General features: G+C 67.8%; 19 protein-coding genes. 7 read left to right on the top strand and 12 right to left on the bottom strand.

Features of this window, described 5'->3' with window-relative positions; genetic code table 11:
* Positions 1-8: 8 nt before the first annotated feature.
* Positions 9-1,316: a dipeptidase gene (locus LuPra_RS03545; protein WP_110169479.1), complete on the bottom strand. Its 1,308-nt coding sequence runs from the start codon at positions 1,314-1,316 to the stop codon at positions 9-11.
* 43 nt (positions 1,317-1,359) lie between these two features.
* Positions 1,360-2,646 carry an acetyl-CoA hydrolase/transferase family protein gene (locus LuPra_RS03550; RefSeq protein WP_110169480.1) on the bottom strand — a complete coding sequence of 429 codons (1,287 nt, stop codon included), beginning with the start codon at positions 2,644-2,646 and terminating at the stop codon, positions 1,360-1,362.
* 89 nt (positions 2,647-2,735) lie between these two features.
* Between LuPra_RS03550 and LuPra_RS03555 the strand changes: the two genes are divergently transcribed.
* Positions 2,736-4,025: a M20 metallopeptidase family protein gene (locus tag LuPra_RS03555; RefSeq protein ID WP_110169481.1), complete on the top strand. Its 1,290-nt coding sequence runs from the start codon at positions 2,736-2,738 to the stop codon at positions 4,023-4,025.
* 220 nt (positions 4,026-4,245) lie between these two features.
* On the opposite strand, the gene LuPra_RS03560 is transcribed toward LuPra_RS03555, so the two are convergent.
* From LuPra_RS03560 to LuPra_RS03570, 3 genes are read right to left on the bottom strand one after another with little or no spacing between them, the layout of a single operon-like run.
* Positions 4,246-4,455 carry a hypothetical protein gene (locus tag LuPra_RS03560; RefSeq protein WP_110169482.1) on the bottom strand — a complete coding sequence of 70 codons (210 nt, stop codon included), beginning with the start codon at positions 4,453-4,455 and terminating at the stop codon, positions 4,246-4,248.
* On the bottom strand, positions 4,455-6,467 hold the full coding sequence (gene feoB, locus LuPra_RS03565; RefSeq protein WP_110169483.1) for a ferrous iron transporter B: 2,013 nt from the start codon (positions 6,465-6,467) through the stop codon (positions 4,455-4,457). The genes LuPra_RS03560 and feoB overlap by 1 nt, the downstream gene beginning before the upstream one ends.
* Before the next feature lies 1 nt (position 6,468).
* Entirely contained in the window at positions 6,469-6,759 is a 291-nt protein-coding gene (locus LuPra_RS03570) for a FeoA family protein (protein WP_110169484.1), read from the bottom strand.
* Between the two features lie 287 nt (positions 6,760-7,046).
* Between LuPra_RS03570 and LuPra_RS03575 the strand changes: the two genes are divergently transcribed.
* From LuPra_RS03575 to LuPra_RS03585, 3 genes are all read left to right on the top strand, one after another.
* A complete protein-coding gene (locus LuPra_RS03575) occupies positions 7,047-7,460 on the top strand; it encodes an OsmC family protein (RefSeq protein WP_110169485.1) in 414 nt (137 codons plus the stop codon).
* Positions 7,453-8,565, top strand: coding sequence for a heparan-alpha-glucosaminide N-acetyltransferase domain-containing protein (locus LuPra_RS03580; protein WP_157898686.1), 1,113 nt, complete (start codon positions 7,453-7,455; stop codon positions 8,563-8,565). Before LuPra_RS03575 ends, LuPra_RS03580 begins: the two co-directional genes overlap by 8 nt.
* Positions 8,566-8,668: 103 nt before the next feature.
* Positions 8,669-9,691, top strand: a complete 1,023-nt coding sequence (locus tag LuPra_RS03585) for a ComEC/Rec2 family competence protein (protein WP_110169487.1) — start codon at positions 8,669-8,671, stop codon at positions 9,689-9,691.
* Positions 9,692-10,351: 660 nt separating this feature from the next.
* On the opposite strand, the gene dps is transcribed toward LuPra_RS03585, so the two are convergent.
* Positions 10,352-10,855: a DNA starvation/stationary phase protection protein Dps gene (gene dps, locus LuPra_RS03590; RefSeq protein WP_110169488.1), complete on the bottom strand. Its 504-nt coding sequence runs from the start codon at positions 10,853-10,855 to the stop codon at positions 10,352-10,354.
* Between the two features lie 50 nt (positions 10,856-10,905).
* A complete protein-coding gene (locus LuPra_RS03595) occupies positions 10,906-13,677 on the bottom strand; it encodes a M14 family zinc carboxypeptidase (protein WP_110169489.1) in 2,772 nt (923 codons plus the stop codon).
* Between the two features lie 277 nt (positions 13,678-13,954).
* On the opposite strand from LuPra_RS03595, the gene LuPra_RS31550 reads away from it, so the two are divergent.
* The 3 genes from LuPra_RS31550 to LuPra_RS03610 all read left to right on the top strand — a co-directional run bounded on the left by LuPra_RS31550 (position 13,955) and on the right by LuPra_RS03610 (position 17,795).
* The gene (locus LuPra_RS31550) at positions 13,955-14,719 is read left to right on the top strand and encodes a LamB/YcsF family protein (protein WP_157898687.1); all 765 of its coding nucleotides are present in this window, start codon (positions 13,955-13,957) and stop codon (positions 14,717-14,719) included.
* A gap of 13 nt (positions 14,720-14,732) precedes the next feature.
* Positions 14,733-15,506, top strand: a complete 774-nt coding sequence (locus LuPra_RS03605; RefSeq protein ID WP_157898688.1) for a sulfite exporter TauE/SafE family protein — start codon at positions 14,733-14,735, stop codon at positions 15,504-15,506.
* A 162-nt stretch (positions 15,507-15,668) separates the two neighbouring features.
* Positions 15,669-17,795: a S9 family peptidase gene (locus LuPra_RS03610; RefSeq protein ID WP_162271287.1), complete on the top strand. Its 2,127-nt coding sequence runs from the start codon at positions 15,669-15,671 to the stop codon at positions 17,793-17,795.
* Between the two features lie 88 nt (positions 17,796-17,883).
* Here the strand turns inward: LuPra_RS03610 and LuPra_RS03615 are convergent, their stop codons facing one another.
* From LuPra_RS03615 to LuPra_RS03635, 5 genes are all read right to left on the bottom strand, one after another.
* Positions 17,884-19,311: a M48 family metallopeptidase gene (locus tag LuPra_RS03615; protein ID WP_110169492.1), complete on the bottom strand. Its 1,428-nt coding sequence runs from the start codon at positions 19,309-19,311 to the stop codon at positions 17,884-17,886.
* Complete coding sequence (locus LuPra_RS03620; protein WP_110169493.1) at positions 19,304-19,528, bottom strand: hypothetical protein; 225 nt, start codon at positions 19,526-19,528, stop codon at positions 19,304-19,306. Before LuPra_RS03620 ends, LuPra_RS03615 begins: the two co-directional genes overlap by 8 nt.
* Positions 19,529-19,532: 4 nt before the next feature.
* Positions 19,533-20,519, bottom strand: coding sequence for an ornithine carbamoyltransferase (gene argF / locus LuPra_RS03625; RefSeq protein ID WP_110169494.1), 987 nt, complete (start codon positions 20,517-20,519; stop codon positions 19,533-19,535).
* A gap of 148 nt (positions 20,520-20,667) precedes the next feature.
* Positions 20,668-21,876 carry a bifunctional glutamate N-acetyltransferase/amino-acid acetyltransferase ArgJ gene (gene argJ / locus LuPra_RS03630; RefSeq protein ID WP_110169495.1) on the bottom strand — a complete coding sequence of 403 codons (1,209 nt, stop codon included), beginning with the start codon at positions 21,874-21,876 and terminating at the stop codon, positions 20,668-20,670.
* Positions 21,873-22,478 carry a GNAT family N-acetyltransferase gene (locus LuPra_RS03635; protein ID WP_110169496.1) on the bottom strand — a complete coding sequence of 202 codons (606 nt, stop codon included), beginning with the start codon at positions 22,476-22,478 and terminating at the stop codon, positions 21,873-21,875. The genes argJ and LuPra_RS03635 overlap by 4 nt, the downstream gene beginning before the upstream one ends.
* Position 22,479 lies beyond the last annotated feature (1 nt).

The following is a 22,479-nucleotide window of genomic DNA, read 5'->3' on the forward strand; positions in this document are numbered from 1 at the left end:
GTCAGGCATCAGGGCGCTACCGGCGCGCCCCTGCGTGTGACGTGATCCATGTCCTCGATGGTCTTGATCGACGGCGTGGCCGTGGGCTGCAGTCGCGTCGCCACCGCCTCGGCCGCGCGCATCACCCGCAGGATGTTGCGGCTGCTGATCTTCGCGATGTCGTCGTCCGCGTACCCGCGTCGCGAGAGTTCTCCGAGCAGCGCCGGGTACGTGCTCACGTTTTCGAGCCCCTGCACCACTGAGGTGATGCCGTCGAAGTCGCTGCCGAGGCCGATGTGATCGATGCCGGCGACCTTGCGAATGTGATCGATGTGATCGGCCACCTGGGCGAGCGTCGCGCGCGGAGCCGGATTGGCGGCGGTCCATACGTCCAGGCCCTTCTTCTGCGCCGCCGCGTCGCCGGGAAACTGCGCGCGCAGTCGCTCGGTCTCGGCTGTCGAGCGGCGGGAGTGTTCGGCTGCCTCCTGCGAGATGAATCCCGGCACGAACGTCACCATGACGATGCCGCCGTTCTTCGGAATCTGGCGCAGGATGTCGTCAGGCACGTTGCGGACGGAGTCGGCCACGGCGCGTGCGTCGGAGTGCGAGAAAATCACCGGCGCCTGCGACACGCGGATCGCGTCTGCCATCGTGTCCGGCGAGACGTGACTGAGGTCCACCAGCATCCCCAGGCGGTTCATCTCGCGCACGACCTCTTCGCCGAAGGGCGAGAGGCCCTGCACCTTCGGCGTGTCGCTGCACGAGTCGGCCCATGGCACGTTCTTGCTGTGGGTGAGAGTCATGTACCCCGCGCCGAGCCGATGCATCATGCGCAGGGTCGCGATCGAGCTGTCGATCGAGTGTCCGCCCTCCACGCCGATCATCGACGCGACCTTGCCCGCGGCGATTGCGCGCTCCACCTCTGCGGCGGTCCGCGTCAACGCGAACGCCGACGGGTAGCGCCGCACCATCTCGTGCACGGCGTCGATCTGCTCGAGCGTCGCACTCACCGCGGCATCGCCCTGCAGTTCGACAGGGACGTAGACCGACCAGAACTGCCCGCCGACCCGCCCGGCCCGGAGCCTCCCGATATCGGTCATCAGCTGTGGCTGCGGCTTGGCGATATCGATCAGGTCGAAGTCGTACTTCGCGCGCGTCCGCATTTCCCACGGCAGGTCGTTGTGCCCGTCGATGACGGGCGCCTTCTTCAGGACGGCATCGAGCCGCGCCGGGATCGGCGCAGCCGGTGACGCAGCGGGCTGCGCGGCCACGTGGCCCAGGGCACCGGCAGTGAGGAGGGCGGCACACGCCAGCAGCGATCGGGTCGAGACGGGCATTGTCGGCGTTCGGCGTTCAGCGTGCGGCGTTCGCATTTGGCTCCTACACATGGCGGATGTCAGCGAGCTGACGGCGCAATTCGGCGCGGAAATCAGGGTGCGCAATGCTGATCAGCATCTCGCCACGCTCGCGAATCGAGGCGCCGTGCAGGTTCACCGCGCCGTACTCGGTGACGATCCAGTGGACGTGGCCGCGCGTGGTGACGACGCCCGCGCCGGGCTTCAGCGCCGACACGATGCGCGACACCTGGCCCTTCGCGGCGGTGGCAGGCAGCGCGATGATCGGCTTGCCACCCGCCGAGAGGGCAGCGCCGCGGATGAAGTCCATCTGCCCGCCGATGCCGGAGAAGATGCGATAGCCGATCGAATCGGCGCAGACCTGGCCGGTGAGGTCGATCTCGAGTGCGGAGTTGATCGCCACCACGCGGGGATTGCGGCGGATCAACGCCGTGTCGTTGGTGCGATCGCAGGGATGGAACTCGACCTGCGGGTTGTCGTCGACGAAATCGAACAGTCGCCTGGTGCCGTTCACGAACGACGTGACGGTGCGATTGGGATGGACGACCTTGCGCCGATTGGTGATGACGCCGCCCACCTGCAGATCGATCAGGCCATCCGAGAACATCTCGGTGTGGACGCCGAGTTCGAGCTTGTTGCCGAGCCGCCGCAGCACCGCGTCCGGGATCCCGCCGATGCCCATCTGCAGTGTCGAGCCATCCTCGACGAGGTCGGCGATCAACTCGCCGATGGCGGCCTCGATGGCGGTTTCCGGCGCCCCCTGGTGCTCGTGCAACGGGCGGTCGTTGGCGATGAATGCGTCGAGCCGTTTCACCGGCACGACGACGTTGCCGCGCGTGCGTGGCATCCGCGTGTTGACTTCCGCGATGAGCAACGGCGCCGTGTCGGCGGCCGCGCGCGCAGCGTCGACCGAGGTGCCCAGCGTGCAGAGGCCGTGACGGTCCGGCACCGACACCGACAGCAGTGCCGCATCGAGCTTCACCCGGCCCGAGAAGAACAGACCGGGGATGTCCGACAGGAAGATCGGGACGAAGTCGGCCCGGCCCTCGTCGATGGGACCGCGTAGCGGCGCGCCGGTGAACAATGACACCGAGCGGAACTGGCCGGCCTTGTCGGGCTCGGCAAATGGCGCCGGTCCAGCGGTGTGCAGGTGATAAACGGTCACGCCTTCGAGGTCGGTGCGGCGCGCAAGCGCTTCGAGCAGCGTCGTCGGTGTCGCAGCGGCGCCGTGGACGAACACTCGCATCCCGCTGCGGATGGCTGTCACCGCTTCGTCAGGCGACACGGCGCGCGCGGACCACTCAGAAGTCATGACCGCAATTCTGCATCAGCGCCGAAAGATGAAAGGGCAAAAAGGTAAATGGCAGAACCCTTCTTACCTTTTCAAATACCATCGGCATCATGAGATTGCTTGCCCTCTTCGCCGCCGGGCTCTGTGCCGGTCTGCCCGCGGCCGCCGCTGGACAGGACATGAGCCTTCCGCCGGCCATCCGGCAACGCGTCGCCAGCCAGGCGACCGCCCTGTCGGCCCGCCTGGTGGAGACGCGCCGCGACATCCATCGCCATCCCGAGCTCGGGTTCCGCGAGACGCGCACGGCGAAGCTGATCGCCGATCGCCTCCGCGCCCTCGGCTTCGACGAGGTCCGTGAGCAGGTTGGCGTCACGGGTGTCGTCGGCGTGCTGAAGGGAGGGCGGCCAGGCAAGGTGGTCGCGGTGCGGTCGGACATGGACGCGCTGCCCATCCCGGAACTGATCGACGTGCCCTACAAGTCGACGGTGCCCGACGTCAAGCACGCCTGCGGACACGACGGGCACATCGCGATCCTGCTCGGGGTGGCCGAGATCTTCAGCGGGATGCGCGCCGACATCCCCGGGACCGTGGTCTTCCTCTTCCAGCCGGCCGAGGAGGGCGATCCCGACGGCGGATCGTCCGGCGCGCAGCGGATGCTCGAAGGCGGAGCGTTCGGGGCTCCCGCGCCGGCGGCGATCTTCGGCCTGCACGTGATGCCGACGCTGCAGATCGGCACGATCGGCGTCAACGTCGGGCCGGCGATGGCCAGCAGCAACCGGTTCACCGTGACCGTCACGGGCAAGAAGACCCACGCGGCCTACCCGCACACGGGGGTCGACCCGATTCCGATCGCGGCGCAGGTGATCGACGCGCTCCAGACCATCCCCAGCCGCATGAACAACGCCGCCGAGCCGATCGTCGTCTCGGTCGCCACCATCAACGGCGGCAACCGCTACAACATCATCGCCGACGCCGTGACGATGACCGGCACCGTCCGCACGCTCGCGAAGGACGGGCCGGATCGCGTGAAGGCCCTGATGGAGCGCGCGATCAAGGGCGTGACCGAGGCGTCCGGGGCCACCTACGCGTTCGAGTTTCACAGCGGTAACCCGGTGACCTACAACGAGGAGACGCTCGCGACCGCGAGCCTGCCGGTCCTCGCGGAGACCGTCGGCGGGCGGACGAAGATCCTCGAGCCGCCGCCGCAGATGGGGGCGGAGGACTTCGCGATGTACCAGCAGCGGATTCCTGGGCTGTTCTTCTTTCTCGGCGTCGGCAACACGGCCAGGAAGATCACGGCCATGATCCACACGGAGTACTTCGATCTCGACGAGGACGCGCTGCCGATCGGCGTACGTGCGCTCGCCGGCGTCACGCTGGATTTCCTGTACAGGAAGTGAGGGATCGCCCGCGGACCTGACCTGTCCACCGTAGCCTTGGCGAAGGTGGAAGGTCCGCGGCTACAGCCCCCCGGCGGAGCCGCCGATGGCTGCACCCTGGTCGACGGACGCTTAGCTGCAGAGGACGATTGCAGCAACTTTGCGAGGCAATGTTCGGGCACTCCGTGCCAGTTCGTAGCCGTCGACCTTCAGGTCGACGGACGCCCAAGTCGACGGTCGCTTAGCGGGTCGCGTGCTTCTTGTGCGCCGCGTTTCCGGCGGCGCAGTGGCTGCACCCTGGTGCGCCCTGCGCCATGCCGGCCGACGATGCCGGCGGGCGCCGCTCGAACACCCCGAGCACACGGCGCAGCACCACGCCCAGCGCCCCGAGGGCGACAACCGACACCACCGCATGCTGCACGAAGCCATTCACGGTTGCGGCGTCTGGCATCACGGTATGCCTCCTGAGCGCAGCGCCTGGTACACGATCAGCGACGCCACGTAGGCCAGCACGGACATGTACGAGAACTGCAGCAACGCGTAGCGGCCCGATCCGGTCTCGCGGCGCGTCACGGTCAGCGTCGGCAGGCACTGCATCGCCAGCACGAAGAACACCAGCGCGCTTGCCGAGGTCGCCGCGGTGAACAACGGCGTGCCGTCGTCTCGCGTCGCGCTCCGGATGCGTTCGATCACGCCCACGTCCACGTCCGCCCTTGCCGATCCTCCCACAAGCACCGACATCGTGGATACGAAGACTTCGCGCGCCAGGAAGCTCGTGAGGATGCCCACCGTGAGCTGCGAATCGAAGCCGAGCGGCGCGAAGACCGGCTGCGCCAGCCGGCCGAGCCGTCCGGCGAACGACCCACGCTGCGACGCACGCACCTCGAGGGTAGTTGCTTGTTCGTTCCACGCCGCGCGCTGGGTGTCGCTCACCGATGGCTCGGCCGCCCGCGCGCGCAGGGCCGTGGCCTGCTCGGGCGGTGGCACCTGCGGATAGGCGCTGAGCCACCACATCACGATGCAGATCGCCATGATCACCGTGCCGGCCGTCTGCAGGAACGAAATCCCCTGATCCTTGGCGGTGAACACTGCGTTGCGCAGGGACGGCCATTTGTAGGTCGGCAGCTCGAGCACCATCGGTCGCGCGTCGCCGCGCAGCCATGTACGGCCGATGAGCGTCGCCGTGCCGAGTGCGGCTAGCGCCCCGAGCAGGTAACAGGCCGAAAAGGCGGCGGCGGCGTAGAGCGGGCGGTTGGCGAACAAGAGGCTGGTGAGCAGCACGTACACCGGCAGGCGCGCCGAGCAACTCATCAGGGGAGCGACCAGAATCGTCGCGAGGCGATCGCGCCGGTCCGGGATCAGCCGGGTGGACATGATCCCTGGCAGCGCACACGCCGACGAGGTCAGCAGCGGCACGAACGCATGTCCCGGCAGGCCGAACCGGCGCAGCACGCGGTCCATCACGAATGCGGCCCGCGCCAGATACCCCGTGTCCTCGAGCAGGCTGATCAGAAAGAACAGCAGACAGATCTGCGGCAGGAACACGACGGTCCCGGCCACGCCGCCGATGATCCCCTGCGAGACCAACGCGCGGACCGGACCGTCCGGCAGTATCTGCGCCGCGAAGTCACCGAGGCGCGCGAACGTCGCCTCGATGAGATCCATCGGGATGGTGGCCAGGGCGAACAGCGTATAGAAGAGCCCGCCCATCACCAGGATGAAGAACAGCAGGCCGAGCACCGGATGCGTGAAGACGCGGTCGAGGCGCTCGGTGAAGGCGTCACGCTCGTGCGGCGCCGAGGGCCGCCCGGCGCTGTAGGCCATCACGTCGTCGGCCCAGTTGGTGAGGGTCTCTATCGATGCGCCCTCGCCAGGCACGCCGGGTGCTGCGTCCGGCGTGCGGCCATGGCTCAAGGCCCCCGCCAACGCCGCGCGCACGTCGTCCACGCCCTCACCGCGGCGTGCGATCATCGGCACGACCGGGCAACCGAGGCGCTCGGAGAGCTTGCGCCCGTCGATCGTCAGGCCGCGGCCCTGTGCCAGATCGATCATGTTGAGCGCCACGACGACCGGCAGTCCGTAGGCGAGCAGTTCACCGACCAGTACGAGATTGCGCGTCAGGTTGCACGCGTCGATCACGACGAGCACCGCGTCGGGCTGGCGGTACAGTCCGGCGCCGCTCAGCACGTCGCGAGCGATGCGCGTCTCGGGCACCTCGAGGCTTAACTCGTACAGCCCAGGCAGGTCGATGATCTCGGTCAGCCACTCGCCGGGCAGGGCAGCGCGCCCCACGCGTGACGCCGTGGTTGTACCGGGGAAGTTGGAGGTCTTGGCGCGGGCGCCGCAGAGGCGATTGAAGAGGGTGGTCTTGCCGGTATTCGGATTGCCGATCAGCGCGACACGGGCCACTGCCTGCGCCGCGACGCGACCGTGGGTCACCGTCTCGGGGGCCGAGACCGCCATGTCAACCTTCGTGCGCGTAGGGAACCACGAGGATGCCGTCGGCGACCTTGCCGGACAGGCCGATGCGCGTGGAGCGCACCTGGACGATGCACGGCTCGCCGGCCTTGCACAACGTCAGCTGGCATTCACGTGTGAGGCCGAGGGCGCGCAACAGGTCGCACGATGCGGGATCGAGCTCCGTGCCGCGGAAGCGGACGACGGCGCCGGCTCGCAGGGAGCTCAGCCGAATGGGCGCAGGGCCCGAGGTCTTGGCCGCACGGGTCGGTGCGGCAATCGCGGCGTGGTCGATCATTGGGGATGCCCGCGTGGCCCATCGGAGGATGGCGACCTGGCGGGTCCGATTTCCACATTCGATACTAACACGGTAGTGAGACTGGCTCTCAATACCAGTGGCTACGGCCTACAGCCTACGGCCTACAGCCTACGGCCTGCCGCCTGCGGCCTACCGGCGTTATGTCTCAACTCTCAAGTCTCAGGCAGGACGATGGGTTGCTTGAGACCTGAGACCTGAGACCTGAGACCTGAGTCCCAACGGGCCGCGGCCGGCCGCGAGGTGAATGCGCGGCCTAGAATCTACTGATGGCCAAGCCCCCCGTCGAGGTTGCCCTCGAATGGACCCGCGACCTGGTGTTCCAGTCCCAGCTGAGCGGTCAGCCGGGTCCGCTCATCGACAGCGACGGCGTGGCGGGTGCCTCGCCGGTGCAGGCCCTGGTCGTGGCCCTCGGGTCGTGCATGGCGGTGGATGTGGTGATGATCCTCCAGAAGGGGCGCCACGACCTCCGGGGCTTGCGCGTGAGGGTCGTCGGCACGCGCGCTGACGGGCCACCGGCCTACGTCACCGGCTACCGCATCGAGTACGAGGTGAAGGGGCAGGTCCCGGATGCCGCGATCGAGCGGGCGATGGCGCTCTCTCGCGACACCTACTGCTCCGTATGGCACAGCCTGCGGCCCGACGCCACCCTCGAGCTCACGTACACTCGCGTGGATGGCTGAACTGGCGCCCGGGAGCGTCGCACGGTCACCACGCTCGCGCGCCGGCTACATTGACTGGCTCCGCGGTCTGGCGGTCGTCATCATGATCCTCGCCCACGCCGTCGACTCGTGGACGGTGCTCGGGCCGACCCGCCACACGAATCCGTACTTCTGGTTCATGGTGCTTGCCGGTATGGGGGCGCCACTCTTCCTGTGGCTGGCCGGCCTGGCGGTGCCCCTCGCCGCGCACGCCCGCATGCGCCGCGGGGCCTCGCAGGCCGAGGCGAGCTGGACGCTGCAGAAACGCGGCTGGCAGATCTTCGGCCTCGCCCTGCTCTTCCGCCTCCAGGCCTATGTCTTCAGTGCCGGCGCCACCCTCTACGGCACCCTCAAGGTCGACATCCTCAACGTCATGGGCCTGTCACTGGTGGCCGCTGGCTGGCTGTGGGGGCGGGGTCGTACCAGGAACGGCCGCGTCACGGCCGCCCTGGCCGCGACGATCGGCGTGCTCGTCCTGGCGCCCTTGCTGCGGCTGTGGTCCTGGCCCGCCCTCGTGCCGGATCCGATCGAGTGGTACCTGCGTCCGCCACCCGCCCGCAGCACCTTCACGCTGTTCCCGTGGAGCGCCTTCGCCTTCGCGGGACTTGCCCTCGGCGAGTGGCTCGCCGGCGTGACGGCTGAGGCGCGCGATCGCTTCCACGCGTGGTGTCTCGCGGGAGGCGCCGGCATCGCGGCGGCGTCGTACCAGTCGTCGTTCCTGCCGACGCTGTTGCCTGGCTCGAAGTTCTGGACGACGTCGCCTGCCTTCTTCTCGATCCGCCTCGGCGCCATGATCGCGGTGTTCGGGCTGCTCTACTTCCTGTTGCGACCGGGCGGGGCGTGGTCGCGCATCGCGCTGCCGCAAGCGTGGAGCCCGATGGAGTTGCTCGGGCGCACGTCGCTGTTCATCTACTGGGTGCACGTTGAACTGGTGTACGGGCTCGCCACGCGCCGGCTGCACAAGGCGCTGTCGTTCAACGCCGCCTTGATCGCGTTTGCGATCTTTACGGTCGGCATGCTGGCTCTGGCGATGGTCAAGAGCCGATACTGGGACAACGAAGCGCCCTGGCGCACACGTGATGCCTGATGCCTGATGCCTGATGCTTGCTTGTCCGCCGTAGCCTTGGCGAAGGCGGAACGCTTGACGCACGCACTAGTCAGGTCGGCGCACCCCCTCGAGGAAGTACACCATGCGCATGCTGTTCTCCCTGTTCGGTATCGTGCTCACCACCGCCGTGGCCTCGGCCCAGCCGTCGCTCGACATCTACTACCTCGATGTCGAGGGCGGTGCAGCCACGCTGATCGTCACCCCGGCGCGGGAGTCCGTCCTCGTCGATGCCGGCTGGCCAGGCAACGGCGGGCGCGACGTCGATCGGATCCAGGCGGCGATGAAGGCGGCCGGGATCACGCGCATCGACCACCTGATCGTCACGCACTACCACACCGATCACGTCGGTGGCGTGCCGCCCCTGCTCGCGAAGGTGCCGGTGGGGACCGTCTACGATCACGGCCTGATGTCGCCGCCGCACGATCCTGACTACGCCAGCAACTACGAGGCCTACGTGAAGGCCGTACCGCAGCGCAAGGGGCTGGCAGCCGGCGATGCCATTGGCCTCAAGCCGTCCGCCGATGGCACCCCCGTCTCGCTCAGCGTCGTCGCCGCGCATGGCAAGGTGCTGTCACGCGCGTCAGCACCGCGCAACGCCCGGTGCAGCAGCGTACCCGCCAAACCCGCCGACACCAGTGACAATGCCCGCAGCGTTGCGTTCGTGCTGACGTACGGGGCCTTCGACTTCTTCGACGCAGGCGACCTGACGTGGAACACCGAAGCCGAACTCGTGTGCCCGAACGTCAACGTGCCAGCGGTGGAGGTGTACCAGGTGACGCACCACGGGCTCGACGCCAGCAATCACCCGCTGTTGCTCGAGGCGCTCGCGCCCACGGTGGCGGTGATGAACAACGGTGCGAAGAAAGGGGGATCGGCTGCGACGGTGAAGACCCTCAAGTCGCTCCCGTCGTTGAAGGCGCTCTACCAACTGCACCGCAACGTCGCGACCGGGCCAGACGACAACACCACGCCAGACCTGGTGGCCAACCCCGACGAGTCGCCCGATGCCGGTCACATGGTCAGCGTCCACGCGAAGAAGGACGGCTCGTTCGAGGTGGCCAACCACCGCACGGGGGAGAAGCGTTCGTTCGCCTCGGCCAGGTAGGGACGCCTCTCCGAGGCGTCCATCTCCTTGGTGAGACGTCTGCCCGCCCAGGCGTCATCTCCGCAGATGGACCGCTCGGAGAGCGGTCCCTACCCCTACCGCTCCAAGGTCATGGACCGCTCGGAGAGCCAACCACCGCACGGGGGAGAAGCGTTCGTTCGCCTCCTCCAGGTAGGGACGCCTCTCCGAGGCGTCCATCTCCTTGGTGAGACGTCTGCCCGCCCAGGCGTCATCTCCGCAGATGGACCGCTCGGAGAGCGGTCCCTACCCCTACCGCTCCAAGGTCATGGACCGCTCGGAGAGTCAACCACCGCACGGGGGAGAAGCGTTCGTTCGCCTCGGCCAGGTAGGGACGCCTCTCCGAGGCGTCCATCTCCTTGGTGAGACGTCTGCCCGCCCAGGCGTCATCTCCGCAGATGGACCGCACGGAGAGCGGTCCCTACCCCTACCGCTCCAAGGTCATGGACCGCTCGGAGAGCCAACCACCGCACGGGGGAGAAGCGTTCGTTCGCCTCGGCCAGGTAGGGACGCCTCTCCGAGGCGTCCATCTCCTTGGTGAGACGTCTGCCCGCCCAGGCGTCATCTCCGCAGATGAACCGCTCGGAGAGCGGTCCCTACCCGACCGCTCCAAGGTCATGGACCGCTCGGAGAGCGGTCCACCTATCCGCGGTGCGACTCGACGAACCACAGGTACTTGTCGACCCCGTGTGCGATTCCAGTCAGGAGATCGACGGTGACCGCATCCTCGAGTTCGTCGGCATCCTCGATGGCCTGACGCAGCGCGGTCCCGAGCTTTGCGAGGGCCGACGAAAGGCACTCCACGTGGCTCTTCCAGTCCTGCGCGTCGACCGGATACGGCGGCAGCGTGGTCCGCTCGACGACGGCCTGCGACGTGCCGACGGCGACGCCGCCGAGCATCACGGCCCGTTCGGCGATTTCGTCCTTGTACGTGGCCGCTGAGGCCGAGACCTGGTCGAAGAGTTCGTGAAGGCCGATGAAGTTCGGGCCCTTGACGTTCCAGTGCGCCTGCTTGGCCTGCAGCTCGAGATCGATGACATCGGCGAGGCGGGCATTCAACAACTCGACCACCGACTGCCGTGTCTCGGCGTCGAGGCCATGCTTGGTGCTGTTCAGGTGTATCTCGGCAACGCTCTTGTTCGACATACCTGATTAGACGCACCGAAGCGCGCACGAGGCAACCCCAGCCGCACGATTCAATGACCGACGGCTGCTGCGGTGGCGGCAGGCGCTGGCGTGGCACCCTTGTCCGGCACGTCGTTCCAGAACAATACCGCCGCGTTGAACAGCATTCCGAACTCGCCGTGGTTCTGCCAGCGGTAACACGGGTTGGTGGCAAACGCCACGACGCGGCCCTTGCCGACCGGCGTATCGATGATGGCCGGCCGTCGCCGTGTTTCGGCGGCGCCACGCATCAGGCCGCTGAGCACACCGTCGTCCCCGCCCGTGAACCGCATCAGCACCTGATCGGCCACGTCGTCTTCCGGCACCTGGAACAGCGGCCCGTTGGCGTACCTCACCGGCAGGGTGGTCTTGCTGTAGCCGAAGAAGATCGGATGTTCGGCGCGAAGGACCTCGGCCTGCACGATCGGCCCGGGCGCATAGAACGCGCCGGTCGGACGGTTCGCCGTCACCGCCGGCAGCAGCCCGAACTCCGCCGGCATGTACGACGAGGCGCCGAGCGTGATCAGCACGCCGCCGTCCTCGACGAACTTCTCCAACTCCATCACGCCCTGCAGGCCCATTCCGCCTGTGACGTCGTCGGTCTCGCCGTAGGCGCCGAGCGTGGGGAACTGCGGGTCCTTGCGATAGGCGAGCGGACCCGCCTTGCGCTCGACGTCGTACACCAGGGACTTGCCTGTCGTGGCCTGGCTCGGGATCAGGATCACGTCGTAGGCCTGGTGCAGCCCGCCCTGGCGAATCCGCTCCTTGTAAATCAGCTCGTAAGCAATGCCGAACGTGTCGAAGGCATGCCGTACCCAGCCCACCTCCTGCGTGCGGCCCCAGGTGCTGAACATCGCGAGGCGCGGCAGGTCCACCACGACCGTTGCCACATCGGGAAGCGACGCCAGGCCGGTCGCCTCGAGGCCAAGGCGCGTCACGGCGTCCGTGAACGTCGTGCCGGCGTTGGCCGGCACGAGGAACGATCCGGCCGGATAGCTCGCTTCGCCGACCTTGAACGACACCCGCGCGGCGCGCACTTCCGTGCTGGCGCCAAGGGCGAGCCGGAGGCGCACCATGTCGTTGGAGCCATGGTGGGCAACGACCCAGGCCGAAGGCGCCGACGGGCCGTTGACCGTGCCCGTGCGCGACAGGTCGGTGACGCGTGTCACGGGCGCGTCGAGCACCTTCTTGTCCACGGTCGGCTTGATCTCGACCTGCAGCATCAGTCCCATGGTCCAGCCCGTGTCGTCGTAGGTGCGCAGCGACGGATCGGGGAAGGTCTGCTTCTCGAGCAGCGTCTTCACCAGCCGACCGTACGGCTGGTTGCGCTTGATCACGTACGACCCCGCCGGGTACGTGCCGTCCGACAGCGTGATCTCGCCGCTGGCCTTCGCGACCTCGATGCCCTGTTGCTGCAGCAGCGACACGAGCAGGTCGACGCGCGTGAGATCCTTCTGGCCGGCGGGCACGACGTACGCGTACGGCGCCTCCTTCTGCCCGGCCTCGACGCTGTTGCGGCTCTTGCGGTAGAAGTTCTCGACTAGGACATCCGGAAACGACGACGCGTACTGCAGCGCGGACAGCACGGCGGTCTGCATGTAGTTGGTGTTGTTGCGCATCGACCACGTGACTTCCTTGTACGGGGGCAGCGGCCGATACCACTCGCGACTGGTCTGGCCGGTGCCCTCGGGCGGTGCGACCTTGCGCTTCATCGTCGTGGCGCCGCCGTTGCCGAACGTCTCGTACATCCGGATCAGCCCGTTGTGGTTCGACGACATGAAGGCGAGGTAGCCCGGCGACCACATGTCCACGAATCCGTGTGTCCACACGCCGGGCATGCCGTACTTGGTGAGCTGCATCATCTCGAAGTTGGCAAACGTCGGCAGTTCGCCATACACGATCGGATCGAGATTGGGGTTCTGTGGGGCCTGCCCGGAGAACGTGTAGAGGAACGGCACCGATTCATGCAGGTCGTGCATCACCGGCGGATGCGTCTTCAGGTACCACGCGAGGTGCGCACGCATCGTCACCTGCGAGTAGTTGATGTCGCGATTGTTGTCGTGAAAGATGTACTTGCCCCAGTACGGTGGCCCCGAGATGCGGTCCTTTTCCTCGGTGATGTCCACCATGTGCTTGCGGTACCAGTCGATGTACCGATCGCGGCCGTCGGGGTCGCTGGCCGGCGTGAAACTGACGATGATGCGTTCACGGATCTGGCGGATGAGGGGCGTCTCGCTGGCGACCAGGCGGTACGCCAGCTCCATCAGCATCTCCGGGGGGCCGGTCTCCGCGCTGTGCAGGCCCGCCATCAGGTGGTACATGGGCGGCGTGATCGCGATCAGCCGCTTCGCGTCCTCCTCCGGCAGCCCGCGTGGGTCGGCGAGGCGGCCCAGATTGGCGGTGTGCGTGGCGAGGTTCTTCAGCGTCGCTTCGCTGGCGATGTAGACGACGGTGACGTCGCGTCCCTCGTCGGTCTTGCCGATGGTGGTCACGCGGATGCGTGGCGACGCCTTCTCGAGGGCCCGGTAGTACGCCAGCGCGGCGTCGGTCTTCGTCAGGCGCTTCGGCGTGCCGACGTGGTAGCCGAGCACGCCCTTCGGCGTCGGGATGCCCTTGACGAGCGGCAGCTGGTCCACCAGGGGACTCAGGAACTCGGGAGCCGTCGTCCACTCGCGGACGCTGCGGGCGAAGTCGGCGTCGAACGATTCGCGCGCCGCTGGCGCGGGTTGCGCGTGCGGGAATGCCGCAAGCAGCACGGACAGGCAGGCGATGGCGGCCCAACGAGGCAGGCGCGGAAGGCACATGCGGGCGACTATAGCCCACCAGATCCGTGATCTCACCTTCCACAAGCGTGATCCGCGTTCCGGTGCGCCTCACGGGCGCGAGCTGCGATTTCCGCGAAAAGGCGATGCAATTTCGCGTGGCACGTCGGTTGCTCTTGATCGACGCGTCGGCGGTCTGTTTGTGGCACGATGCCACAGTGCTGGGGAGCCAGATCGTCGGCAGCAGGGGCTGCGCAATTCTGCGCGGCCTCTGCCCGTTTGTGCTGGTCCTTCCGTCCGCGTGCTGCAGGGAGGACCGGTGACATCGCGCCTCGACCTCAACGCCGATCTCGGTGAGCACGACGGCCCGCCGCCGCCACCAGCACGTGCCCTCCTCCACATCGTGACGTCGGTCAACATCGCCTGCGGTGCCCACGCAGGTGATGCCGAGAGCATGCGTCTCGTCGTCGCGGAGGCGGCCGCCCTGGGCGTGCAGATCGGCGCCCATCCCTCGTTTCCCGACCGCGCCGGCTTCGGGCGCCGCATCGTGCCGATGACGATGGCCGCGATCAGCGACACTGTCGCGCAGCAGGTGAGCGAGCTTGGCGTCATCGCGTCGCGGCAGGGCGCCGCGATGCGTCACGTGAAGCCGCATGGCGCGCTCTACAATCTCGCTTCGCGTGATCGCGCCGTGGCCGATACCGTGGTCGCCGGCATCATTCGTACCGACGCGTCGCTGGCGCTGTACGCACCGCACGGATCGGCGCTCGCGGCCGCCGGGGCGGAGGGGCCACTCCGCGTGGTGTACGAGGGCTTTCTCGATCGGGCCTACGAGGACGACGGCACGCTGACGCCGCGCGACGTGCCCGGCGCGGTGCTGCACGATCCTGAGCTCGCCTGCAGGCGTGCGACGACGTGGGCCGGGTCCGGGCTGGTGCGCACGCGTACCGGTCGCCTGCTGGCGCTACCGCTCGAGACACTCTGCGTCCATGGCGACACACCGGACGCCGTGGCCATCGCCACCCGGGTGCGCGAGGCGCTCGCCGCCGCTGGCGTCAGCCTCGTTGCTGCGTTGCAGCCATGAGCGCGGGGCGCGGATGATGATGCTGGTCGTGGGCCTGGTCGCCTTCGTGGCGTCTGCGCTGACGTTCGTGTCCGGCTTCGGGCTCGGGACGCTGCTGATGCCGGTGTTTGCCGTCTTCATGCCCGTCGAGCGTGCGGTGGCCGCCACCGGCGTCGTCCACTTCCTCAACAGCGTCTTCAAGTTCGGACTGGTCGGTCGTCGGGCGCACTGGCCAACCGTCTGGCGGTTCGGCGTGCCGGCATTGTTTGCATCCTTCGTCGGTGCCTGGTGGCTCCTGCGTCTCGCCGCCCAGCCGCCGCTCCTGACGTGGGCACTCGGCAGTCGCCTGCTGCACGTGACCACGGCGAAACTGCTGATCGGCGCGTTGTTGCTGGTCTTCGTGCTGGTGGAGTGGGTGCCGCGCTGGAAGCGGCTGACCTTCTCCCCGTCGTACATGCCGCTCGGCGGCTTGTTGAGTGGCCTGGCCGGTGGCGTGTCGGGCATGCAGGGCGCCTTGCGATCGGGGTTCCTGGCGAGGGCAGGGCTGTCGCGCGACGCGTTCGTCGCCACAGGCGTGGTGATCGCCTGCCTGATCGACATCTCGCGGCTGGGGGTCTACTCGCGGATGTTCGCCGTGCACCAGGCGTCGCTGGATATCGGCCTGCTCGTGGTGGCCGTGCTGTGTGCTTTTGCCGGTGCGCTCGTCGGGCGCCGCTTCCTCGAACACCTCACGATGGACGCGGTGCGGCACGTGATTGCAGTGCTGCTCCTGCTCATGGCGGTCGGGCTCGTGGGGGGCCTCCTGTAGAAGGAAGGAGGATGGAGGAGAGAGGACGGAGGAGAGGACGGAGGAGAGAGGACGGAGGTAGGAAAGAGGACCGAAGACAGAGGTAAAGACAAGGCAGCGGGAAGAGCGGTTGGAACGTGAGGTTCAGGAATGGAGATGTGCGTGCTGCAGAGGGATTTTCGCATGCGACCGGTGCAGGCCGTGCTCGCCGTCGTGCTGGTTGCGTCGTCGGCGACCGCGCAACCGCGTGGGCTCGTGCCCGCGGACTTCTACAAGGAAGTCACGGTCGAGGAGGTGGCGATGCGGCCACAGGGCGACATGGTCGCCTTCACCGTGATGACCATCGTCGAGAAGGAGAACACGCGCCATCGCGAGATCTGGCTGCAGCCCTTGCAGAACGGCAAGGCTCTCGGGGCGGCCTTCCCGTTCACGTCGCCGACCGAGAACTCGGCGCAGCCGCGGTGGAGCCCGGACGGGGCGCTGCTGGCGTTCACCTCCCGGCGTGACAAGGACGAAAACACGACATGGTTTGCGCGTGTAGGAGGGACGGGCGGCGAGGCCTTCCACGTGGATGGCGTGTCGGCCGAACCGGTATGGTCGCCCGACGGCAAGTGGATCGCGTACGTCAAGGCGCCGATGCGCGACGGCGATCACGACGGCACGGCCGACAAGAAGGACGAGCACGAGGGCTGGGTCGCGCCTGATGCGCTGACAAAGACACTCGACGCCAAGCGCTTCGACGGGCGCGTCATCACGTCCACCCGCTACAAGTCCAACGGCACGCTGACGTGGCTGCCCCACTACAGCACCAAGGACGTTGCGCAGGTCTTCGTCGTGCCGGCCGCGGGCGGCACGCCGGTGCAACTGACGCGGCTGACCTTTGCACCCTCCCAGCTGACGTGGACGCCGGACAGCGCGACGATCCTCTTCTCCGCCGATCCCAGCCAGGATGACGAGTACAAGCAGGATCCGACGTCGGATCTCTACGCGATCGGCCGAACCGGCGGAGAACCACGGCTGCTGACGGCCGCCGCTGGCAGCGAGCGAGCCCCCGTCGTCTCTCGGCAGGGCACGCGCCTCGCGTTCCAGTCGGTTCCCGGACGCGGCGCCGAGACCGACATCCTCGTCGTCGACATTGCGTCCGACGGCACCTTCCGCGGCCAGCCGCGCAACCTGACCGCGGACTGGAATCGTGTACCTGGCGTGCCCCGGTGGTCGCCGGACGGCCGCGCCATCCGCTTCGACGCCGAGTTCAGCGGCAATGCGCACGTCTTCGAGGTGCCCGTGACAGGCAAGGCGACGGTTCGGGCCGTGACGATGGGCGACCGCACGATCAAGGCTGCGTCGGACAGCCGCGACGGCGCGTGGATGGCCTACACCGTGGACACACCGCTGTCGCCGCCGGAGTTGTTCGTGGCTGCTGGCGTCGGCTCCTCAGAGGAGCAGCTCACGCACCTCAACGCGGCATGGCTGGCGGGCGTGACGCTGCAGCCGGCCGAACGACTGACATGGAAGGTCGGCAACGGCACCGAGATCGAGGGCTGGCTGGTCAAGCCGATCGGCTATGTGCCCGGCCGCTCGTACCCGATGGTGCTGAAGATCCATGGCGGGCCGCACACGCAGTACGGCAACACCTGGTTCCGTACCTTCCACGTGCTGTCGGCTTCCGGCTTCTTCGTGCTGTACCCGAACCCGCGCGGCTCGTCAGGCTACGGCCATGCGTTCACCTATGCGACCAAAGCCAAGTGGGGCGAGCTCGACACCGAGGACTACCTGAAGGGCGTGGATGCGGCACTGGCGCGATACCGGGACATCGATCCGAAGCGTGTCGGCGTCTCCGGGGGCAGTTACGGCGGCTACATGACCAACTGGCTGAGTGCGACCACGACGCGATTTGCCGCGGCCGTGACGAGCCGGTCGATCACCAACTGGGAGAGCTGGTACGGTGCCTCCGATGCGCAGCCGCTGACCGAGTTCGAGTTCAACGGCCCGCCGTGGGAACAGCGCGAGCTCTATCGCCGCCTGTCACCGATCAGCTACGTCGAGAAGGTCACCATCCCGACACTCATCATCCACAGCGAGAACGACTACCGCACGCCGATCGCTGATGGCGAGCAGTGGTTCATGGCGCTGAAGAAGCGCAAGGTGCCGGTCGAGATGGTGCGCTATCCCCGATCCACGCACGACCTGTCTCGTACGGGCGAGCCATGGCTGCTCGTCGATCGCCTCGAGCGCATCCGGAGCTGGTTCGACCACTGGCTGAACACGCAGGCCAGCGCGCGCCCGGCCACGACGCCGTCGCTGCCATGACGGGCGAAGCGGGAGCACTGACCTGGGTCGGCTGAACAAGGGAGAAGCCGTTGTCCCTTGTCTCTTGGATTTCGACGCTCCCCGGCGGTCACCGGGCTTCGGTCAGGCGAATCGACTGCGCCACCCGCTGGAACGCGTCATCGAACGCTGCCGCATCGCGCTCCGGCACGATGGTCAGGCAGTAGAAGAGCGTGCCGTCTGCGAGAAAGGTCGTGTACACGTCGACGCGTTCCTGCCCGCCCAGTGGCGACGGGTTCACCAGCGGTGTCCTGATCGCGGACCGCTGCGAGAGTCGTACGGCCGTCTGCGTACCGGCAGCGCGCAGTTCCGGGTTGTTCTGCGCGACAGCACCCAGCCACGCGTCGGTCGCCGTGCGAAGGTCCCGTGAGCTGGCGCGGGAGATGCCGAATTCGACGCCGTGGCTGAAGACCGTGCGCCCCTCGAGTTGCCCATAGCCGTTCTGGGGCACGACCTTGATGGCGCTGGCAGATCGCAGGGCCGTCCAGTTGGCGGGCACATCTGCCTGGAACACGCCGCCTCCGTTGATGGTCTGGTACTGCGCCGATGGCGGCGGGACGGGCTGGCCGGGCGTGCCGACGGTGGCCGGGCCGCCGCCGCCTTCGCCCGCCGAAGCGCGTGCGAGATCGGCCATCGACTTGGCAGGTGGCTGCGACGCAAACGCCGATTTCACCGCCGTGAAGCCGCGGTCGTCGGCCGGGTTCGAGACGGTCAGCGACGCGGCCTCCCGTTCGATGTATTGCGTCCGGTTGCCAGGATCCGGGTGGCTGCTCAGCCACTGGGGTCCGCCTCCTCCGCTGCTGCGAGACTCGCGCTCGATGGTCTCGAACATGCGGGCGAGCGCGCGCGGGTCGTAGCCGGCACGGGCCAGGATCTGCACGCCGAGCAGGTCGGCCTGCTTCTCGAAGTCGCGACTGTACTTGAGGAGCAGCGTGCCGAGGCCGAACTGGCTGCCCTGTGCAATCGCCGATCCCGCCGCGCCACCGACGACGGCGCCGCCCAGGGCACCGGCGACCTGGCCGAGCTGGAGCCACGGATTCTGCGCCTTCGAGACGTTTGCCGTGCCGTGCCGCAGCAACACGTGCGACAGCTCGTGGGCCATCACGCCGGCGACCTCGCCCTCGGAGGCCGCGGCGTCGAACATCCCGCGATGGACGAACATCGGCCCGCCCGGAAGGGCGAACGCGTTGATTTCCTTCAGGTTGACGGGAGTGAACGAGTACTCGTAGACAGGCTGGTTGAGGTCGGACGGCGCCGCGGCAACGAGACGGTCACCGAGGGTGCGCAGGTAGCCCGCGATGCGCTCGTCAGCGATGATCGGGTACTGGCGCTTTACCTCCGCGGCCGCCTCTTTTCCCAACTCCACGTCCTGCGCGGGCGTGTAGCGGTTCTTGGGCAGCTTGATGGCCGTCTGCGCCCAAAGCATGGGCGCTGACAGCGCCACTGCCAGCAGCAACGAGACGGCGCGCGCGGCCCCGGTTGCGGTCGTCCTATCCATCACGCTCGACCCGTGTGACCTGGTTCAGCAGGATGTGCAACTTGACGCGGTCGCCCGGATGCAGCCCGGCATCGACGTCCTCGCCGCCCACCCGTGCCATCTGTGGGATCAAGTCCTCGTCATCGGTCTTGACGTAGTGCACGTCGTAGAAGACCTGCCCATGGATGCTGACGGGCTGCAGTTTGGTGATCACGCCGACCTGGATGCCTCGCAGCATGCTCCTATTGTGACCTGCCCATGAGGAGCATGAGCAAGGCCTTTTGTGCATGCAGGCGGTTCTCCGCCTGGTCGTAGATGATCGACGCCGGACCGTCCATGACCTCGTCGGTCGCCTCTTCGCCGCGGTGGGCCGGCAGGCAGTGCATGAACACGGCGTCGCCGGCCGCGTGCATCAGGGCCTCGTTCACCTGGAACGGTGCGAATACCTTGCGGCGCTGCTGCGCCTCGGCCTCCTGGCCCATCGACGTCCAGGCATCGGTGTAGACCGCCGAGACACCATTGACCGCCGCCCGCGCGTCGCGCGACACCTCGAGGGTCGCGCCGTGGCGGGCCAGGTCACGCAGCTGGCTCTCCATCTCCGGCACGAACTCGTAGCCGGCCGGCGTCGCCAGCCGCACGTGCATGCCGAGCATCAGCGCGCCCTGGGTGAGCGACGTGGCAACGTTGTTGCCGTCGCCGACAAACGCCACCGTGTGACCCTTCAGGTCGCCGAACTGTTCGTGCAGGGTCAGCAGGTCGGCCAGCGCCTGGCATGGGTGCTCCTCGTCGGTGAGCGCGTTGACCACATGCAGCCGCGGCGCCGCTGTCGCGAACTCCACCAGCCGATCCTGCGCGAACGTGCGGATCACCACGCCCGATACCCAGCGTTCGAGGTTGCGGGCGACGTCGGCAATCGGTTCGCGTTCGCCCATGGCCACGTCCTGCGGTGGCGCGATCACGTCGCCGCCCAGCTCACGCACGGCAATCTCGAAGGTGCAGCGTGTCCGCAGCGACGGCTTCTCGAACAACAGGGCCACGTGCTGCCCCTTCAACGCCGTCGCCCCGTAGGACCGCACCCCGCGCGCGCGCTCCTTCTTCAGGACCAGCGCGGCCTGCAGCAGACTGGCGAGTTCGCCCGGCGAGAGGTCACACAGTGAGACGAAGTGTTGCGTGCGGAGTGACCGCGACGCGGCCGGCTTCGGAGTCGTGCGCGTGACGCGTGTAGGCATGGCGAGGATGGAGGAAGGAGGACGGAGGATGGAGGAAGGAGGAAGGAGGAAGGAGCTCAGGAACTCAGACAACTAGCGATAGGCCCTAAGCCCCAAGCGCCAAGGCCTGAGACCTGAGGCCTGAGACCTGAGACCTGAGACCTGAGACCTAAGTACGGTATTCCGCGTTGATCTGCACGTATTCCTCGCTCAGGTCGCAGGTCCACATCGTGGCTTCGTGGGTGCCGCCAGTGCCGAGGTCGACGCCGACGGTGATGTCCTTGCGCTGCAGATACGCGGCGGCTTGCGGCGCGCGCTCGTCGAAGGGGCGACCGCCCTCGAACAGGACGACATCACCGATGCGCACCGCGGCCGCCTGGAGGTCGAACCCGACGCCGGCGCGGCCGGCGACAGCGACCAGCCGGCCCCAGTTCGGGTCGCCGCCGTGGATCGCGGTCTTCACGAGCAGCGAGTTGGCGATGGCCCGTGCCGCCTGCTTGGCTTCGTCGTAGCTGCGGGCGCCGGTCACCTGCACGGTCACGAGCTTGGTGGCACCCTCGCCGCCGCGCACGATCTCGGTCGACAGGAACTTGCACACCTCGTACAGCGCGTCCGAGAACAGCGGCAGGTCAGCTTCGCCGATCGTCACGCCACTCGCGCCGTTGGCCAGCAGAGCCACGCAGTCGTTGGTGGAGCACTCGCCATCGACGGTGATGGCATTGAACGTGTGTTCGGTGACCTCCGACAACACCCGCTGCAACAACACCGGCGAAACCGCCGCATCACACGTCAGCACGCCGAGCATCGTCGCCATCCGCGGCTCGATCATCCCCGAGCCCTTGCAGATGCCGCCGATCCGGAAGGTGCCGCGTGTCGTTGTCACTTCCACCGCGCGTTCCTTGGGGAACGGGTCGGTGGTCATGATCGCCTGTGCACACCGCATGTGCCCGTCCACCGACAGCACGTCGGTGGCGGCGATGATCCCGTGCGTCACGGTGCGAGGATCCAGTTGCACGCCGATGACGCCGGTCGACATGACGATCACCTCTTCGAGATCGCAATCGATGGCGCGGGCGGTCTCGGCCGCCATCAGGTGCGCCACCTGACGGCCCTGATCGCCGGTGCAGGCGTTGGCGCAGCCCGAGTTCACGACCACGGCGCGAGCGTGCCCCCGTGTCGCGTGCAGGTGATCGCGCGAAACGATGACGGGCGGCGCGACGGCGAGGTTCGTGGTGAACACGGCTGCCGCCGTCGCTGGCAGGTCCGAGACCAGCAGCGCGAGGTCCAGCTTCTCGGGATTGGCCTTGATGCCGCAGTGCACGCCGGCGGCCCGGAAGCCGGCCGGCGCGGTGATACCACCTTCAATGTGCGTGATCATCGATGCAGGACGAGGACGGACGACTCGGCGCTGCGCGGTTGCGCGGCGCGCCGGCTGTGGCGCACGGCCGTCATGCTGCCGATCTGCGTACCCCGGAGTGGCAGCGCCACCGCGTGCTGTCCGCACGTGCGGAACTTGGGGCACCCGACGCAGTCGGTCGCAATCTTCTCCGGCAGCCAGGTGTGCGGGACGATGGTGAAGCCGAGGCGGACGAAGTGCGTCGCCTCGTGCGTGAACGCGCACAGGGTGCCGAACTGCTCGCGGCGCGCGGTGGCACCGAGCGACTCGATCAGCGCCGGACCGAGGCGCTTGCCGCGATGCGCCGGACCGATCACGAGCGAGCGGACCTCGGCGACCGTGCCGCTGAGCGGCGCCAGTTCGGCGCACCCGACCAGCGTATCGCCGGACATGATCACGAGGAAGCGCTCGGCGTGGCGGCGCAGATCCTCGAGCGTGCGCGGGAGCAGATGGCCTTCGTCGAGGCTGGCCATGATCAACGCATGCATCGCCTCTGCCTGCTCCGGCCGGCCGCGCTGGATCGTGTAGCCCTCCGGCAGTTGCCGGGCCTGGGGGACGTCGACCGGCGCGAGGATGGGCGACATC

Source organism: Luteitalea pratensis (assembly GCF_001618865.1).
GTDB lineage: Bacteria > Acidobacteriota > Vicinamibacteria > Vicinamibacterales > Vicinamibacteraceae > Luteitalea > Luteitalea pratensis.

Coding starts and splice junctions, on each gene's coding strand:
- LuPra_RS03550 (WP_110169480.1), bottom strand. CDS start 2,646: ATGACTTCTGAGTGGTCCGCGCGCGCCGTGTCGCCTGACGAAGCGGTG.
- LuPra_RS03560 (WP_110169482.1), bottom strand. CDS start 4,455: ATGCCAGACGCCGCAACCGTGAATGGCTTCGTGCAGCATGCGGTGGTG.
- LuPra_RS03620 (WP_110169493.1), bottom strand. CDS start 19,528: ATGCTGCGAGGCATCCAGGTCGGCGTGATCACCAAACTGCAGCCCGTC.
- LuPra_RS03545 (WP_110169479.1), bottom strand. CDS start 1,316: ATGCCCGTCTCGACCCGATCGCTGCTGGCGTGTGCCGCCCTCCTCACT.
- LuPra_RS03585 (WP_110169487.1), top strand. CDS start 8,669: ATGCGCATGCTGTTCTCCCTGTTCGGTATCGTGCTCACCACCGCCGTG.
- LuPra_RS03570 (WP_110169484.1), bottom strand. CDS start 6,759: ATGATCGACCACGCCGCGATTGCCGCACCGACCCGTGCGGCCAAGACC.
- LuPra_RS03595 (WP_110169489.1), bottom strand. CDS start 13,677: ATGTGCCTTCCGCGCCTGCCTCGTTGGGCCGCCATCGCCTGCCTGTCC.
- LuPra_RS03610 (WP_162271287.1), top strand. CDS start 15,669: ATGCGACCGGTGCAGGCCGTGCTCGCCGTCGTGCTGGTTGCGTCGTCG.
- argJ (WP_110169495.1), bottom strand. CDS start 21,876: ATGATCACGCACATTGAAGGTGGTATCACCGCGCCGGCCGGCTTCCGG.
- LuPra_RS03635 (WP_110169496.1), bottom strand. CDS start 22,478: ATGTCGCCCATCCTCGCGCCGGTCGACGTCCCCCAGGCCCGGCAACTG.
- LuPra_RS03605 (WP_157898688.1), top strand. CDS start 14,733: ATGATGATGCTGGTCGTGGGCCTGGTCGCCTTCGTGGCGTCTGCGCTG.
- LuPra_RS03575 (WP_110169485.1), top strand. CDS start 7,047: ATGGCCAAGCCCCCCGTCGAGGTTGCCCTCGAATGGACCCGCGACCTG.
- argF (WP_110169494.1), bottom strand. CDS start 20,519: ATGCCTACACGCGTCACGCGCACGACTCCGAAGCCGGCCGCGTCGCGG.
- LuPra_RS03580 (WP_157898686.1), top strand. CDS start 7,453: ATGGCTGAACTGGCGCCCGGGAGCGTCGCACGGTCACCACGCTCGCGC.
- feoB (WP_110169483.1), bottom strand. CDS start 6,467: ATGGCGGTCTCGGCCCCCGAGACGGTGACCCACGGTCGCGTCGCGGCG.
- LuPra_RS03555 (WP_110169481.1), top strand. CDS start 2,736: ATGAGATTGCTTGCCCTCTTCGCCGCCGGGCTCTGTGCCGGTCTGCCC.
- LuPra_RS03615 (WP_110169492.1), bottom strand. CDS start 19,311: ATGGATAGGACGACCGCAACCGGGGCCGCGCGCGCCGTCTCGTTGCTG.
- dps (WP_110169488.1), bottom strand. CDS start 10,855: ATGTCGAACAAGAGCGTTGCCGAGATACACCTGAACAGCACCAAGCAT.